The organism is Streptomyces yongxingensis, assembly GCF_055597465.1.
This window is the reverse complement of the sequence record NZ_CM145717.1, coordinates 8,431,093-8,444,549: the sequence shown is the minus strand read 5'-3', so window position 1 is coordinate 8,444,549 and position 13,457 is coordinate 8,431,093. Positions and strand designations below refer to the sequence as shown.

At 72.6% G+C, this 13,457-nt stretch carries 12 protein-coding genes and 1 pseudogene; 6 read left to right on the top strand and 7 right to left on the bottom strand.

The features are described 5' to 3' along the window. Positions 1–272 precede the first annotated feature (272 nt). Entirely contained in the window at positions 273–536 is a 264-nt protein-coding gene (locus ACZ6TD_RS36240; protein WP_256652592.1) for a hypothetical protein, read from the bottom strand. A 222-nt stretch (positions 537–758) separates the two neighbouring features. On the opposite strand from ACZ6TD_RS36240, the gene ACZ6TD_RS36235 reads away from it, so the two are divergent. The 3 genes from ACZ6TD_RS36235 to ACZ6TD_RS36225 all read left to right on the top strand — a co-directional run bounded on the left by ACZ6TD_RS36235 (position 759) and on the right by ACZ6TD_RS36225 (position 5,549). Further along, positions 759–2,273 carry a DUF4331 domain-containing protein gene (locus tag ACZ6TD_RS36235; RefSeq protein ID WP_471344877.1) on the top strand — a complete coding sequence of 505 codons (1,515 nt, stop codon included), beginning with the start codon at positions 759–761 and terminating at the stop codon, positions 2,271–2,273. Between the two features lie 145 nt (positions 2,274–2,418). Then, entirely contained in the window at positions 2,419–3,777 is a 1,359-nt protein-coding gene (locus ACZ6TD_RS36230) for a tetratricopeptide repeat protein (protein ID WP_471344876.1), read from the top strand. Then, complete coding sequence (locus ACZ6TD_RS36225; RefSeq protein ID WP_471344874.1) at positions 3,774–5,549, top strand: nickel transporter; 1,776 nt, start codon at positions 3,774–3,776, stop codon at positions 5,547–5,549. The genes ACZ6TD_RS36230 and ACZ6TD_RS36225 overlap by 4 nt, the downstream gene beginning before the upstream one ends. Before the next feature lie 97 nt (positions 5,550–5,646). On the opposite strand, the gene ACZ6TD_RS36220 is transcribed toward ACZ6TD_RS36225, so the two are convergent. Continuing rightward, positions 5,647–6,453 carry an SGNH/GDSL hydrolase family protein gene (locus tag ACZ6TD_RS36220; RefSeq protein ID WP_471344872.1) on the bottom strand — a complete coding sequence of 269 codons (807 nt, stop codon included), beginning with the start codon at positions 6,451–6,453 and terminating at the stop codon, positions 5,647–5,649. 427 nt (positions 6,454–6,880) lie between these two features. Here ACZ6TD_RS36220 and ACZ6TD_RS36215 point away from each other — a divergent pair, with 427 nt between their 5' ends. Continuing rightward, the gene (locus ACZ6TD_RS36215) at positions 6,881–7,276 is read left to right on the top strand and encodes a hypothetical protein (RefSeq protein ID WP_471344871.1); all 396 of its coding nucleotides are present in this window, start codon (positions 6,881–6,883) and stop codon (positions 7,274–7,276) included. A gap of 285 nt (positions 7,277–7,561) precedes the next feature. Next, positions 7,562–8,674, top strand: coding sequence for a DUF5925 domain-containing protein (locus ACZ6TD_RS36210; protein ID WP_471358359.1), 1,113 nt, complete (start codon positions 7,562–7,564; stop codon positions 8,672–8,674). 98 nt (positions 8,675–8,772) lie between these two features. Here ACZ6TD_RS36210 and ddaH read toward each other — a convergent pair whose 3' ends face one another. Both ddaH and ACZ6TD_RS36200 read right to left on the bottom strand, forming a co-directional pair. Next, positions 8,773–9,561 carry a dimethylargininase gene (gene ddaH / locus ACZ6TD_RS36205; RefSeq protein WP_471358357.1) on the bottom strand — a complete coding sequence of 263 codons (789 nt, stop codon included), beginning with the start codon at positions 9,559–9,561 and terminating at the stop codon, positions 8,773–8,775. 108 nt (positions 9,562–9,669) lie between these two features. Continuing rightward, positions 9,670–10,053, bottom strand: coding sequence for a GntR family transcriptional regulator (locus ACZ6TD_RS36200; RefSeq protein ID WP_471344869.1), 384 nt, complete (start codon positions 10,051–10,053; stop codon positions 9,670–9,672). Positions 10,054–10,203: 150 nt separating this feature from the next. Between ACZ6TD_RS36200 and ACZ6TD_RS36195 the strand changes: the two genes are divergently transcribed. Then, positions 10,204–11,133 carry a GNAT family N-acetyltransferase gene (locus ACZ6TD_RS36195; protein ID WP_471344866.1) on the top strand — a complete coding sequence of 310 codons (930 nt, stop codon included), beginning with the start codon at positions 10,204–10,206 and terminating at the stop codon, positions 11,131–11,133. A 15-nt stretch (positions 11,134–11,148) separates the two neighbouring features. Here the strand turns inward: ACZ6TD_RS36195 and ACZ6TD_RS36190 are convergent, their stop codons facing one another. From ACZ6TD_RS36190 to ACZ6TD_RS36180, 3 genes and pseudogenes are all read right to left on the bottom strand, one after another. Next, a complete protein-coding gene (locus tag ACZ6TD_RS36190) occupies positions 11,149–11,739 on the bottom strand; it encodes a TetR/AcrR family transcriptional regulator (protein ID WP_471344865.1) in 591 nt (196 codons plus the stop codon). Between the two features lie 62 nt (positions 11,740–11,801). After that, a pseudogene (locus ACZ6TD_RS36185) lies at positions 11,802–12,311 on the bottom strand (NUDIX hydrolase); the annotation flags it as partial. Positions 12,312–12,405: 94 nt separating this feature from the next. Continuing rightward, entirely contained in the window at positions 12,406–13,152 is a 747-nt protein-coding gene (locus ACZ6TD_RS36180; protein WP_471344863.1) for an SAM-dependent methyltransferase, read from the bottom strand. Positions 13,153–13,457 lie beyond the last annotated feature (305 nt).

The window sequence follows — 13,457 nt, the reverse complement described above, 5'->3', positions numbered from 1 at the left end:
CTTCTCCGGGCCCGCCCGCTCTCAGCCCGCGTCCCTCACAACCGAGCGGGCTCCGCATCCGAGCTGCCTCTGGAACCGGGCGCGCCCGCCGTCGGGCGCGCCCCTCGGCCACGGCCGCACAGCGGCCATGGCGGCCGGTCGTGGCCTCTCGTCGGCATCCCACGGCGACAGCGGCGTGGGGTGGATCACAGCACGGACTCACCGGCTGGAGCGAACCGGTTGACCCCGTGCCTGCCCGGGATGACGACGAAGACGCCTACGGGCCGGCCGGGTCAGCCGTGGTTGCCGAACAGTGAACGGCGCAGCCGGCGCAGCGGCGCGAACAGCGACACCCGCGCACCCCGGCTGTTCTTCGCGCGCGCGTGATCGCGCGCGGTCAGCTCCTGCATCAGCACCGCCGCGCTCTCCGCCTCCCGCTGCGGGACGGCAGGGCCGCCCATCACCGCGAGATGGCGCTCGAGGCGCGCACTGGACGCACCGCTTCCGCAGTTGATCGCAGGCACTCGTGGCCTGCTCCGTACCGTTATCTGCTCCATGACACTCCCCACCCGTACGAGGGCACCCGCCCCGGGCAGAGTAACCCTACCTCCCCGAGCCGTCACCCACGCATCCCAGGTTCCGGATTCACCACCGCGTCAAGGGTGTTGACGATACCTATCACGCGCAAACAAATTCCCGGGCCGACCAATCCATCCGTTCGCCGGGTCCGAATAGCCGCATGAAGGACTGCTCCGACAAGCGTGCGAAGGACCTACAGGATGACCGCAATCACCAAGAGCTTGGCCGCGCTGGTCAGCTGCGCACTGGCCGCCGGCGGGCTCACGGCCGCCGGGGTGGCCGTACTGCAGCCCGGGACGGCGCAGGCTTCGAGCCACCGCGAGGCGCCGCTGATCTCCGGTCAGCCGCAGTACGACGCCACGGACGTCTACGCGTTCGTCAGCCCGGACAAGCCGGACACGACCACCATGGTCGTCAATGTGCTGCCGTTCCAGGACCCCGCGGGCGGCCCCAACTTCTACAAGTTCGCCCATGACGCCCGCTACGACCTGCACGTCGACAACAACGGCGACGGCCAGGGCGATCTGCTCTTCCGGTGGACCTTCAAGGACCACCTCAAGAACGGCGACACGTTCCTCTACAACACCGGGCCGGTGAACTCGCTCGAGGACGCGACCCTCAACTTCACCCAGACCTACGACCTCGAAGTCATCAAGCTGAAGCACCAGAAGGCCGTCGCCCGCGCCAAGCTGGGCAGCGATCTGCCGGTCGCGCCGTCGAACGTCGGCAAGGCGTCCATGCCCGACTACCAAAAGCTCCGCGACCAGTCGGTGCGGAAGATCGGCTACAGCGGGGGCTCGACCGCCTTCGCCGGTCAGGCCGACGACCCGTTCTTCCTCGATCTGCGCGTCTTCGACCTGCTGTACGGCGGTGACATGTCCGAGGTCGGCAATGACACCCTCAAGGGCTACAACGTCCAGTCGATGGCCCTCCAGGTGCCGACGTCGGCGCTGACCGAGTCCAAGGACCAGCCGGTGATCGGCGTCTGGGCCACCACCCACCGCCAGACCGCCGACGGCGACTGGACCCAGGTCTCCCGGCTCGGCAGCCCGCTGGTCAACGAGGTGGTCATCCCGCGCAAGGACAAGGACAAGTTCAACGCCTCCTCGCCGTGGGACGACGGGCAGTTCCTGAAGTTCGTCCAGGACCCCGAACTCCCCAAGCTGGTCGAGCAGATCTACAAGATCAAGGCGCCGGACACCCCGCGCGACGACCTGGTGCAGGCGTTCCTCACCGGTGTGCCCAAGCTCAACCAGCCGCCGAACGTCCGCCCCGCCGAGGAGCTCCGGCTCAACACGTCCATAGAACCCAACGGCAGCCCCAAGCGGCTGGGCGTGCTGGACGGTGACAACGCGGGCTTCCCCAACGGCCGCAGGCTCTCCGACGACGTCCTGGACATCGCGCTCCAGGCCATGGAGGGCGAGCTGCTCGGCAAGAAGAACGACCTGGGCGACGCGGTGGACGAGAACGACCAGAAGTTCGGCGGCTCCTTCCCGTATCTGGCGCTGCCCAGCTCCGGCTCGGACGCCAAGGCCGTCTCGAAGAGCGCCGGGCAGTCGCTGCTGAACGGCGGCTCGGGCGTCGGCTCCTCCTCCGACGACAACATGATGCTGGCCGGGTCCGCGGCGGCCGGTGGCGGGGCCGTGCTGCTGCTGGGCCTCGGATTCCTCTGGATGCGGTCGCGCCGTCGGGCTCCGCGCGTGCGCCGGCACTGAACCGCGGGTGCCACCGGGCCCGTACCACCGGGCGCGGCCCCGCCGAAACCCGCGCGGCGGCCGCGCCCAGGCTCCTCCTCACCCGTTTGTCCCTTCCGTCCGTCCGTTCCGCGCGTTCGTAGCTCAGCGAAAGGCAGCTGTCGCCATGGCTCTTCGGCCATCCCTCCCCCCTACGGCCCGGACCGCGGCCGTGGTGTTCGCGCTCGCGGCGGGGCTGACCGCCGCCTCGATCGTGATCGACGCCTCGGACGGGCCGGGCGGGTCCGGCGGCCAGGACGCCGCCCGCGCGGTGCACCCGGCCGCCGCGCGGTACGAGCAGCTCAGCGGCGACGGCCTCGCCCGGCAGATCGACGCGATGCAGACCCATCTGCGCGCCGAGCCGAAGGACGCGGAGAGCTGGGCCGGCCTCGGCTCGGCCTATGTCGAACAGGCCAGGACCAGCGGAGATCCCACCCGCTATCCGCAGGCGGGCAAGGCGTTCGCCCGGTCCCTGTCCCTCGAGCCGCGCGACAACGACGTGGCGCTCGCCGGGCGCGCCTCGCTCGCCGCCGCCCGCCATGACTTCCGGGGCGCGCTGCGCGACGCCGACAAGGCCCTGAAGGTGAACTCCTACAGCCAGGGGGCGCTGGCCGTCCGGGTGGACGCCCTCGTCGAACTGGGCCGCTACAAGGACGCGTACACGGCCGCCGAGAAGGCCGACTCCCTGCGCCCCGGCATCCCCGTCTTCACCCGCCTCGCCTACGTCCACGAACTGCGCGGCGACCCGGCCGGGGCGCGCCGGGTGCTGCTGCGCGCCCGGGACTCCGCCACCTCTCCCAGCGATATCGCCTACGTCTCGACGGCGCTCGGCCAACTGGCCTGGAACCAGGGCTCGTACGACACGGCGCGGCGCGCGTACGGCACCGCGTTGCGCGCCGTTCCCGGCTATCTCCCGGCGCTGGAGGGCCGGGGCCGCACATCGGTCGCGGACGGCCGCCAGAAGGCGGGGATCCGCGATCTGGAGGCGGTCGTACGGCGCTATCCGCTGCCCGCCGAGCTCGCGGCGCTGGGCGAGGCGTACGAGGCGCGGGGCGACCACTCCAAGGCGCGCGGGCAGTACTCGGTGGTCGACACCTGGATCGCGCTCGCACGGGCCAACGGGGTGGCGACCGACCTGGACAGCGCGCTGGTCGCGGCCGACCACGGCGATGTGAAGGAGGCGCTGAAGGCGGCCCGCGCCGAGTGGGACCGGCGCCGGACCGTGCACACCGCCGACGCGCTGGCGTGGGCCCTGCACCGCAACGGCAAGGACGAGGAGGCCCTGGAGTACGCCGAGCGCGCCGCCGAGCCGGGCTACCGCAACGCGGCGTTCCTCTACCACCGGGGCGTCATCGAGAAGTCCCTCGGCGACGACGGATCGGCGCGCCGCCACCTGAAGGCCGCGCTCGACCTCAACCCGGGCTTCTCCCCCACGGGCGCGAGGGCGGCGAAGGCGGCACTGAAGGAGCTGGAGGCGGCCCGATGACGATTCCCCACCCCACCCCTCCCCGCCCCGGGAACCAGCCCCCGGCCCCCGGCCCGGGGCTCCGCCGCCGAAGCCGCGGCGGCGAGACCCGGAACCCTGGGCAGGGCACCCGTTGGCGGCTCGCGGCCCCTTCTCCGACCGGGGACGACAAGCTCCCGGGGCCCGGCCGCCGAAACCCCGCCGATGAAACCGAGAGTCCCGGGCAGCGCAGCCGATGGCGGCTCGCCGGGCGGCGCACGCGTCGGTGGTTGGCGGGCGTTGGGGTGCTGGTGGGGGCCGTTGGGATCGTGGTGTTGCCTGCGGGGAGTGCCGAGGCGCATCCGCTCGGGAACTTCACCGTCAACCGTTACGACGGGCTCGTGGTCACCCCCGGGACGCTGCGGGTCGACCATGTCGAGGACCTCGCCGAGATCCCCGCCGCCCAGGCGAAGCCGGAGATCGACCGCGACGGCGACGACGTGCTGTCCGGGCGGGAGTTGGGCGCGTGGGCGGCGCGGCGGTGCGCGAGCGCGGCGGAGGGGGCGCGGCTGACGGTCGACGGGCGCGAGGTGCCCGTACGCGCCGGGCGCGCGCAGGCCCGTCAGCGCCCCGGCCAGGCCGGGCTGCCGACGCTGCGGGTGGAGTGCCGCCTCAGGGCCGCGCTGGGTCACGGCGAACGGGCCACGGTCGCGTATCGCCCGCGCGACATCGGTACGGGCCCCGGCTGGCGGGAGGTGACGGCGCGGGGCGACCGTATGACGCTCACCGATGCCGACGTCCCCGAGACCTCCGCCTCCCACCGGCTGGTCCGCTACCCGGCGGGGCAGCTCTCCTCGCCGCCCGACCAGCGGTCGGCCGCGCTGAAGGTCACGGCGGGCGGCCCCGCGCTCGCGAGCGCGGCGGAGTCCGACCGGGACGACGCGGTGGGCTCGTCGGTGCTGCCGCGCGGAGTGGACCGGTGGACGCAGGCGCTCACCTCGATGGTGGCGCGCCATGACATCACCTTCGGCTTCGCCCTTACCGCCTTCGCCACGGCCGTTCTGCTGGGCGCGATGCACGCCCTGGCCCCCGGCCACGGCAAGACGATGATGGCGGCCGCCGCCGCGGCGGGCGGGCGCAGCGCGCTGCGCGACGTACTGGCGCTGGGCGCGTCGGTGACGGTCACCCACACCTTGGGGGTGTTCGCGCTGGGGCTGCTGGTCACGGCGGGTTCGGCGGCCGCCCCCTCGGTGATCTCGTGGCTGGGCATCGCGAGCGGTGTGCTGGTGGCGGTGGCCGGGGCGGGTCTGCTCCGCAAGGCGCTGCGCCGCCGTCGGCACATGCACGCCCACCAGCACGGCCACGACCACGAACACGGCCATGCGCATACACACGACCACGCCCACGCCCACGCCCACACCCACGACCACGGCGACGGTCACACCCACACCCACGAGGTGCGCCCCACCCTGCGCGGCACGCTGCTGCTCGGCTTCGCCGGGGGCATGGTCCCCAGCCCCTCCGCCGTCATCGTGCTCGTCGGCGCGGCCGCGCTGGGCCAGGCGTGGTTCGGCTTCGTCCTGGTGGTGGCGTACGGGCTCGGGCTGGCGCTGACGCTCACGCTGGCCGGGTTCGCCGCGGTGCGCCTGGGCGTGCGGGCCACGGAGCGGCTGGCGGCGCGCAAGGGGTCCGGGGGCCGGATCGACCGGCTGCTGGGGGCGGTGCGCCGCGCCTCGCCCGTCGGAACCGCCGCCGTCGTCCTCGCCCTGGGGTGCGGATTGGTGCTGAGGGGGGCGGCAACCACGCTCGGCTGAGGTCCATTCAGCCCGAATTACCCGGTTGAGGCGGACGACCCGCGAGGAGGCCCCGGCGGACGGGGCCTCCTCCCCTGCGAGTGGTGGCGCGCCCGGATCAGGCGGCTGAGCTGAAGACCGGGAGGTAGCCACCGGACTGGCCGGCGGCGGTGGGGTGGTAGGACTCGTCGATGGGGATGGTGACGCTATTCAGCCAGGCGCTGCCGGAGCAGATCTCGTGCCCGGTGAAGGTCGTGGTGACGTCGCCGAAGCTGAAGCCGTGGTCCGCGGCGCGCTTGGCGGTGACGGAGTTGAGGGCATCGGCGCCGCTGTTGATCGCGGAGCGCTCGGCCTCGCTGAGGCCCACGACGCAGGAGCCGCCCAGCTTGTAGAACCGCGGGTAGCCGAGGACGACGACATGCGCGGAGGGGGCCTTGGCGCTGATGGCGTTGTAGACCTGGTCCAGCTTGCCGGGCAGGGTGTTCTGGACGAAGCTCTTGGCGCTGTTCACCGCGTTGATGCAGGTGGACTCGGACTGCAGCACGCAGGTGGTCATGATGTCGGCGAAGCCCGCGTCATTGCCGCCGATGGAGATGGAGACGAGGCCGGTGCCGGAGTTCAGCGGGCCGAGCTGGTTGTTCAGCACATCGCCGGTCTTGGCGCCGGAGCAGGCGGTGAAGTTGAAGCTCGAGGGGGCGTGCGAGGCGGCCCAGAGCGCGGGGTACGCCTTGGTGCTGCGCTTGCAGCTGCCGCTGGCGCCGTCGTAGCCGCCCGCGCCGACGCCGGATGAGTAGGAGTCGCCCAGCGCCACATAGGCGGGGCCCGCGCTGTTCTCGGTGGCCTGGGCTGTGCCGGCCCCGGTGAGGGCGAGGACGGCACCGACGACGAACGCACCCATCGTCGCCGTGAGTCTGGACAGTTTCATTCGATCTCCCTAGCAGGATCACTGCTGTGCCGATGTGAGGCGTGATAGCCCGAAAAATGGGCAATCGCGTTCGAAACCGTCAGTCACGTCGCGGGGATCGATTACAGCGGCGTGACATGAATATGTCATCCCGCTCAACCGGCCGATCTATGCGGGTAGTTGGCAAAAATCTTTCGATACGCGGCTGATACACCCATAGGTCGGACGGTTCCGGATGAGTCACCACGCGACACTCGGGATGAGTCATCACACGACGCCCGAACACCCCCGGCGCACGACTGGCGCGCCCGGCGCGACCAGCCCTGATGAGGGGTTCAACCGCCCGCCCGTCCACGGCGCGCGCGCACACCTTCCCCGTCTTGACGGCATCCCTCGGCTGCGCGACATTGAAGCCCGGCATCCGGCGCTTCGGGGGGCAAAGTCGCCAATGCATACCATCACTGACAACAGACCGGCGGGCGGGGATTCGCTGCCGGTGATCGTGGGCGCCGCGGTCGGCATCGCGGGCCTCGGCGCGGCACTCGCGCTGGCCGACGTCCACTCACCGCTGCGGGCACCGTTCACGCTGTTCTTCCTGCTCGCGGCGCCCGCGCTGGCCATAGGCAGCGCCCTGCGCGGGCTGGACGCGCTGATCCGCCCGGTGCTGGCGGTGGCGGGCGCGCTCGCGCTGGATCTGCTGGTGGCGGAGGCGATGCTGGCGCTGCGGATGTGGTCGGCGCGCGGCGGGGTGGTGGCAGTGGGGGCCGTGAGCCTGCTGATCCTGGTGCCGACGCTCTTCACCCGCCTCGCGCGGCGGCGGCGTATGACACGACGTCAGGACTGAACAACCTGGGCATCGGCGTGTATCGCCCGGACGAGGATGCCGACGCCGAGCAACGCGCCGGTCCGCCGGGGCCTCTTTTGCCATAACCTGGCCAACCCGCCCCGTTCGCTTCCCCAGCGCCCCACAACGGGTGAGAGTATCCGTGAACGCCCCCATTCCGGTGGGCTTCCGTGGAACAGCTCGGTAAACGGCCACAAACCTTGGTGCGCCCTCGCCCCCGGTCCTGGATCATGGGGGCGGGTGCGCTGACCGACGCACCGGCCCCCCGTTCTCTGGAGGCAGACCCTGCCTACGACACCTGCCGAAAAGTCCCTTCCCATCCGGCTGAACGTCGATGACAGCGATTCGCCGTCGGATGTCGTCGACGCGCTCTTCCTGGGGCGCTTCGCGACCGGCGAGCAGCCGTACGCCCGCAGTCACTCCGTCGACCGGGTGAGGTCGGGCGCCACGCTGCTGCCGCCGTCCGCGACCGTGCTGCGCGCGGCCCGTGACGACGACCGCAGCGCGACGCTCGCCGAGGGCGACGGCTGGACCCTGCTGATCTCCCGGTGGAACCGGGGGGCGGATGTGACCGTGACCGCCGTCGACGACGCCCTGGCCGAGAAGGTGCTGCACCAGGCCGTGGAGGGCGCGGAGGACGAGCCGGAGCCGCAGCCGGAGAACGTGGCGATGGGATTCTGGTACGTCTCGCCGCGGCGCGGCCCGCACCGCACCACGCGGCAGATCTCGGCCGGGACCTGGGAGGAGATCCGCGGCAACTACACGACGCCGGTGGCCGAGGCCATGGACGGGCTGATGAAGGTCACCCCGGACGACATCGCAGGCCGTCTCCTACTGCTGCACGGCCCGCCCGGCACCGGCAAGACCTCGGCGCTGCGCACCCTGGCCCGCTCCTGGCGGGACTGGTGCCAGGTGGACTGCGTCCTGGATCCGGAGCGGCTCTTCACCGACGTGGGCTATCTGATGGACATCGCGATCGGCGAGGACGACGGCACGGCCAAGGGGCGCTGGCGGCTGCTGCTCCTGGAGGACTGCGACGAGCTGATCCGCGGCGAGGCCAAGCACACCGCCGGTCAGGCGCTGTCCCGGCTGCTGAACCTGACGGACGGTCTGCTCGGCCAGGGGCGCAATGTGCTGGTCGGGGTGACCACCAACGAGGACCTGGAGCGGCTGCATCCGGCGGTGGTCCGGCCCGGCCGGTGTCTGGCCCGGATCGAGGTCGGCAAGCTGACGCGGGCGGAGGCGGTCACCTGGCTCGACGGAGAGGTCGACGACCGGGAGGGGGTGATCGGGCGGGACGGGGCGACGCTCGCGGAGCTGTACGCGCTGCGGCGCGGCACCCGGCCGCCCGCCGTGCCGTCGCAGTCGGGGGAGTCGAACGCGGGGCTGTACCTCTGAGACGCCGTACGCCGAGGGGGGCACGCCGAGGGGGCTGCCCGACTGCCCGGCTGCTCGGCCGCCCGGCCGCTCAGGCGTACCGCTCCCGCAGTCGCATATCAGCCGTACAGCTCCCGCAGCCGTACGGACAGGCAGGTCACACAGCCCTCCATCTTCTCGAACTCGCTGATGTCCACCGGCACCGGCTCATAGCCGAGGTCGGCGAACAGCTCGGCGCTGCGCGGCGCGCTCGCCGCCATCAGCAGCTTGCCGCCGCCGAGCAGCACCACATGGGCGCCGGACTCCTCGGGGACGGGGAGGAAGCGGGGGAACGCGGCCGGGTCGTCCACCAGCGGCGGGTAGCCGATGACGGTGCCGTCCGGCAGCGCGGTGACCGCCGACTTCAGGTGGAGCACCTTGCTGACCGGTACGGCCACCACCCGCGCGCCCAGCGGCTCCAGCGCGGCGCGAAGCTGGCGGATGCCGTCGCCGTTGGTGCGTCCGCCGCGTCCCACGTAGAGGGTGTCGCCGATCTTCAGGACGTCCCCGCCGTCCAGCGTCCCCGGCTCGCGGATCCGGTTCAGCGAGCAGCCGAGGTCGGTCACGGCCTCCTCGGCGGTCGCGGTCTCGGGCCTGCGGGACTCGGCTCCGGGGCGGCCGATCACCGCGACGTTCCGGTGGACGACCATGGTGTCCTCGACGAACACCCCGTCCGGGCAGTCGTCCAGCGCGGGCAGCTCCACCGTCTCCCAGCCGTGCGCGCGCAGCGCCACGACGTAGACCTCCCACTGCCGCAGCGCCAGTGCCGGGTCGACCGGGGTGCGGTCGATATGGGTGACGAGCCCGTCGGCGAGGCGGGGGCTGGGGCGCCGGACGAGGGCTTTGCGGCTGGTCGTACGGCCGGTCATGGGGTGGGGCAGCGCGCTGGTCATGGGGGACAGCATGTCAGGCCGGGGCACTGCCGGAGCCGGCGGCGGGGTCGCCGACGCGGCCGCCCGGCCGGGTCACCGACAGGCTCACCGGTCGGCGTCGCCGTAGACCGCGCGCAGGGCGTCCTCGGCGGTGGCGAGGGCGGCCGCGCGGTCCAGGCCCAGCCGCCGCGCCCGCTGGGCGTAGGTCTGGGCGGCCTCGGCGGCCCGGCGCAGGGCCGCGTCGCCCGCCGCCGCGATGAAGGTGCCGTGGCGGCCGCGGGTCTCGATCACACCGTCCGCCTCCAGGGCCCGGTACGCCTTGGCGACGGTGTTCGCCGCCAGCCCCAGCTCCTCGGCGAAGCCGCGTACGGTGGGCAGCTTGTAGCCCACGGGGAGCGCGCCGGAGCGGGCCAGCTCGGCGATCTGCGCGCGGATCTGCTCGAAGGGGGCGGTCGCCGCGTCCTGGTCGACGGTGATCTGCAAGGCCACGTTGGGGCTCCTGGGGCATGGGTGGGGGACGGTGTTTGTGGCACCCATTGTGTGCCAGGCCGAGGGGAACCGCATGGTCCCGGTGATCTAGCCCACGAGCTGCGGAAATTGGCGGGCGGGCCGGGCTGACAGGCCGTAACCTGCGCAACCATGACCATGACTGTGCGCGATTTCCGGGCCACCGACGCGGAGGCCGTGGCGGCGGCGCGGCGCTCCGCCTTCCCCCATCGGGTGACCACGCCCCGGACGGTGGTCTGGGAGTCGCAGAGCGCGCCCGTCGAACAGCACTACCGGCTGCTGGTCGCCGAGGCGGACGGGCAGGTGGTGGGCTCGTGCGAGGTGGGCGTCCTCCACGACAGCGTCGAACCGGGCCTGGCCTTCGCCCATACGACGGTGGGCGCGGGGGCTCGGGGGCGGGGCGCGGGTTCGGCGCTGGTGACCGCCGCGGAGGAGTATCTGTCCGGGCTGGGCACGGCGAAGATCTTCGCCTGGACACTGGACGAGGCGTCTTCGGTGACCTTCGCGGAGCGGCGCGGCTACCGGCGCTGCCGCTGCTCCCGCGTCCAGCGGCTGGACCTGACGACGGCGGCGCTGCCGCCGCTGCGCGCGGGCGGTCTCCCGGACGGGGTGGAGCTGCGCACGGCGGCGGACTTCGCGGACGATCCGCGTCCGCTGTACGAGGCGGATGTGGAGTGCACGGAGGACGAGCCGGGCGATGTGGCCACGGCCGCGCCGCCGTACGCCGAGTGGCTGGCCCTGACCTGGGAGCATCCCGCGCTGGACCGCGAGCTGACGTCGGTCGCGGTGGTGGACGGCACGGTGGCCGCCTACAGCGTGGCCCACACCGACGGCCGGGGCCGCTACTGGTCCGGGATGACCGGCACCCTCCGCGCCTTCCGCGGCCGCGGCCTGGCCAAGCTGGCCAAGAACGACTCCCTCCACCGCGCCCGCTCGGCGGGCTGCCGGGAGGCGTTCACCGGCAACGACGACGACAACGGCCCGATGCTCGCGGTCAACAAGTGGTTCGGCTATGAACCGGCGGCCACGGAGTGGCGCTACGTACGGGAGCTCTCGGCGTAACCGCGTCAGCGCGCGTCAGCGCGGTGTGCCCAGTCCCGCGATGAGCAGCCCGACGAGATGACGTGCGTCGTAGCGGGGGTTGTCGCCGGCGCCCGCGCAGAGGCTGCCGACGCCGCGCATCAGCTCGTAGGCGTCCTGACCGGAGCGGATCTCGCCCGAGGCGACCGCGGCGTCGAGCAGCCGGGTGCAGACGGGCAGGAGCCGGTCGATGAAGTAGGAGTGCAAGGGGTCGAAGCAGGGGTCGTCGGACTGGAGCACGGCGGCGAGGCCGTGCTTGGTGACCAGGAAGTCGACAAAGAGGTCGACCCACTGCCCCAGGGCGGTGTGCGGCGTCTCGCCGCTCGCCAGCAGGGCGGGACCGGCCTCCGCGAGGGCCTCGACCTGGTGCCGGTAGACGGCGACGATGAGGTCGGCCCGGGTCGGGAAGTGGCGGTAGATCGTGGCCGTCCCGACACCGGCCTTGGCCGCGATGTCGCGTATCGGCGCTTCCACGCCCGAGCTGACGAACACCGCGGCGGCGGCCTCGAGCAGCGCCTTCTCGTTGCGCCGCGCGTCCGCCCGCTTGGGCCGGGCCGCGCGCCCGGCGTCTGAATCGTTGTCGTTCACCGCACCCTTCCCTTCGCGGCCGAGTCTAACGAAACGGGACAACGTCCCATAACCTCCGACCGTCAGAGCGGGGTCAGCCGGCCAGGCCCCTCGGGGGCGTAGGCGATGGGGTCGTCCGGCTCATGCCAGTGGAGGGCGAAGCGGTGCCCCGCGCGATACGCCTCGAGGCCGGCGCGGCAGTACGCCACCATGTCGTCCGGCAACGCGTCCAGCGGGAACCAGCCCAGCTCGGAACACTTCTCCGGCTCCCGATTCACCGGCTCGCTCCCGCCCTCCCCCCGCTCCCCCAGCTCCGCCTCGAAGAACCACCCCGTCCGGGCGTCCCCGGTCGGCGCCTTGTGCTGCAGCACGAGCACGACCCGCACCTCATCCGGGCCGAGGCTGATCCCGATCTCCTCGGCCGCCTCCCGAAGCATCGCGGCACGCACGTCCTCGCCGTCCTCCACATGCCCGGACGGGGCATGCAGCAGCCCATCCGCATAGCCCGTGTTCGCGCGTCGGGCGAGGAGGACATCGGCGCCCCGGCGCAGGATCAGATGCACGTCGACGATCTCCCGATGCCGCCGAACCGGCGCGAGGTCCGCCGCGGCGGTGTCCCCGTAAGCGGTGGTCGAGCTCTCTGCACACATGCCGCGATGGTCGCACCCACCACTGACAACGCCTGTCTCAGGGGCTCCGGCGCAGCACGAGCGTGACGAAGCCCAGCGTGCCGCGGTAGCCGGACAGCCACTGGGAGCGGTGCTCGGCGGCGGCCTTGTAGGTGTCCAGGGCGTCGGGCTCCTCGTGGTGGTCCAGGGCCCAGCGGGAGAGGGAACCGGTCCAGGACCACTCGTAGTCGTCCCACTCCCCGGCCGTGCTGACGTGGCCGTAGACCGGCGTCCAGCCGTCCGCGACGACACGGTCCACGGTCGTCGCGAGATCCGCGTAGTCGTCCCAGGTGGCGCCCAGCGCGGAGAGGGCGGCGGCGTCGGGTTCGCGCTCCCAGAAGCCGTCGCCCACGAGGAGATGTCCGTCCGGGGTGAGGAGTTCGCGCGCCGCCGCGAGGGTGGGCAGCAGACCGCCGAAGGCGTGCGCGGCGCCGACGCTCAGGACCACGTCGAAGCGGTGCGCCGAGGCGAAGACCGCGGCGTCCATCTCATGGAGGATCAGCCGGTCCCCGACCCCGGCTTCCTCCGCGCCCTCGCGTGCCTGCTCCAGGGCCGCGGTGTGGATGTCCACCCCCTCGGCGCGCATCCACGGATAGCGGACCAGCAGCCGCCGCAGCCATTCGCCACCACCGCAGCCGAGGTCGAGGGCGCGGTCGGCCTCGTCCGCCACCGCCCGGTCGAGCAGCCGGGCCACCGACTCGTCGGCGACCGGGGCGGCGATCGGATGGTCGGCGTGGGCGAGATGGGATCTCCGTTGACGGTCCATCCGCACAGCGTGGCAAGGCCCCACCCCCTTCCGCAGCCCCTTTTCCGGGCTTGGTTCTCCCCCGGCTACCGCTGGGAGGTGCCCCCGCGGGGACGGCTGGGGGACGTCCGACGGACCGTGACGCCTGTGGCGGGCCGCTCCCCTCCCCGTTCGCACCCATGGCATCGGCTCCTCGCGAGCCCACCGGGACGCGGGGCGGGCCCGGATGAGCCGGTGTGACCGGGCCCGCGGGAGACAACGGTCCCGGTACCGGCCGGGACCCGGTATCGGGAATGCCGGGCCCTGGCCGGTGCGCGAGGGTCCTC

Excerpts from the sequence above, each read along its gene's own strand:
- ACZ6TD_RS36195 (WP_471344866.1), top strand. The coding sequence starts at position 10,204 with ATGACCATGACTGTGCGCGATTTCCGGGCCACCGACGCGGAGGCCGTG.
- ACZ6TD_RS36225 (WP_471344874.1), top strand. The coding sequence starts at position 3,774 with ATGACGATTCCCCACCCCACCCCTCCCCGCCCCGGGAACCAGCCCCCG.
- ACZ6TD_RS36235 (WP_471344877.1), top strand. The coding sequence starts at position 759 with ATGACCGCAATCACCAAGAGCTTGGCCGCGCTGGTCAGCTGCGCACTG.
- ACZ6TD_RS36230 (WP_471344876.1), top strand. The coding sequence starts at position 2,419 with ATGGCTCTTCGGCCATCCCTCCCCCCTACGGCCCGGACCGCGGCCGTG.
- ddaH (WP_471358357.1), bottom strand. The coding sequence starts at position 9,561 with ATGACCGGCCGTACGACCAGCCGCAAAGCCCTCGTCCGGCGCCCCAGC.
- ACZ6TD_RS36180 (WP_471344863.1), bottom strand. The coding sequence starts at position 13,152 with ATGGACCGTCAACGGAGATCCCATCTCGCCCACGCCGACCATCCGATC.
- ACZ6TD_RS36220 (WP_471344872.1), bottom strand. The coding sequence starts at position 6,453 with ATGAAACTGTCCAGACTCACGGCGACGATGGGTGCGTTCGTCGTCGGT.
- ACZ6TD_RS36240 (WP_256652592.1), bottom strand. The coding sequence starts at position 536 with ATGGAGCAGATAACGGTACGGAGCAGGCCACGAGTGCCTGCGATCAAC.
- ACZ6TD_RS36215 (WP_471344871.1), top strand. The coding sequence starts at position 6,881 with ATGCATACCATCACTGACAACAGACCGGCGGGCGGGGATTCGCTGCCG.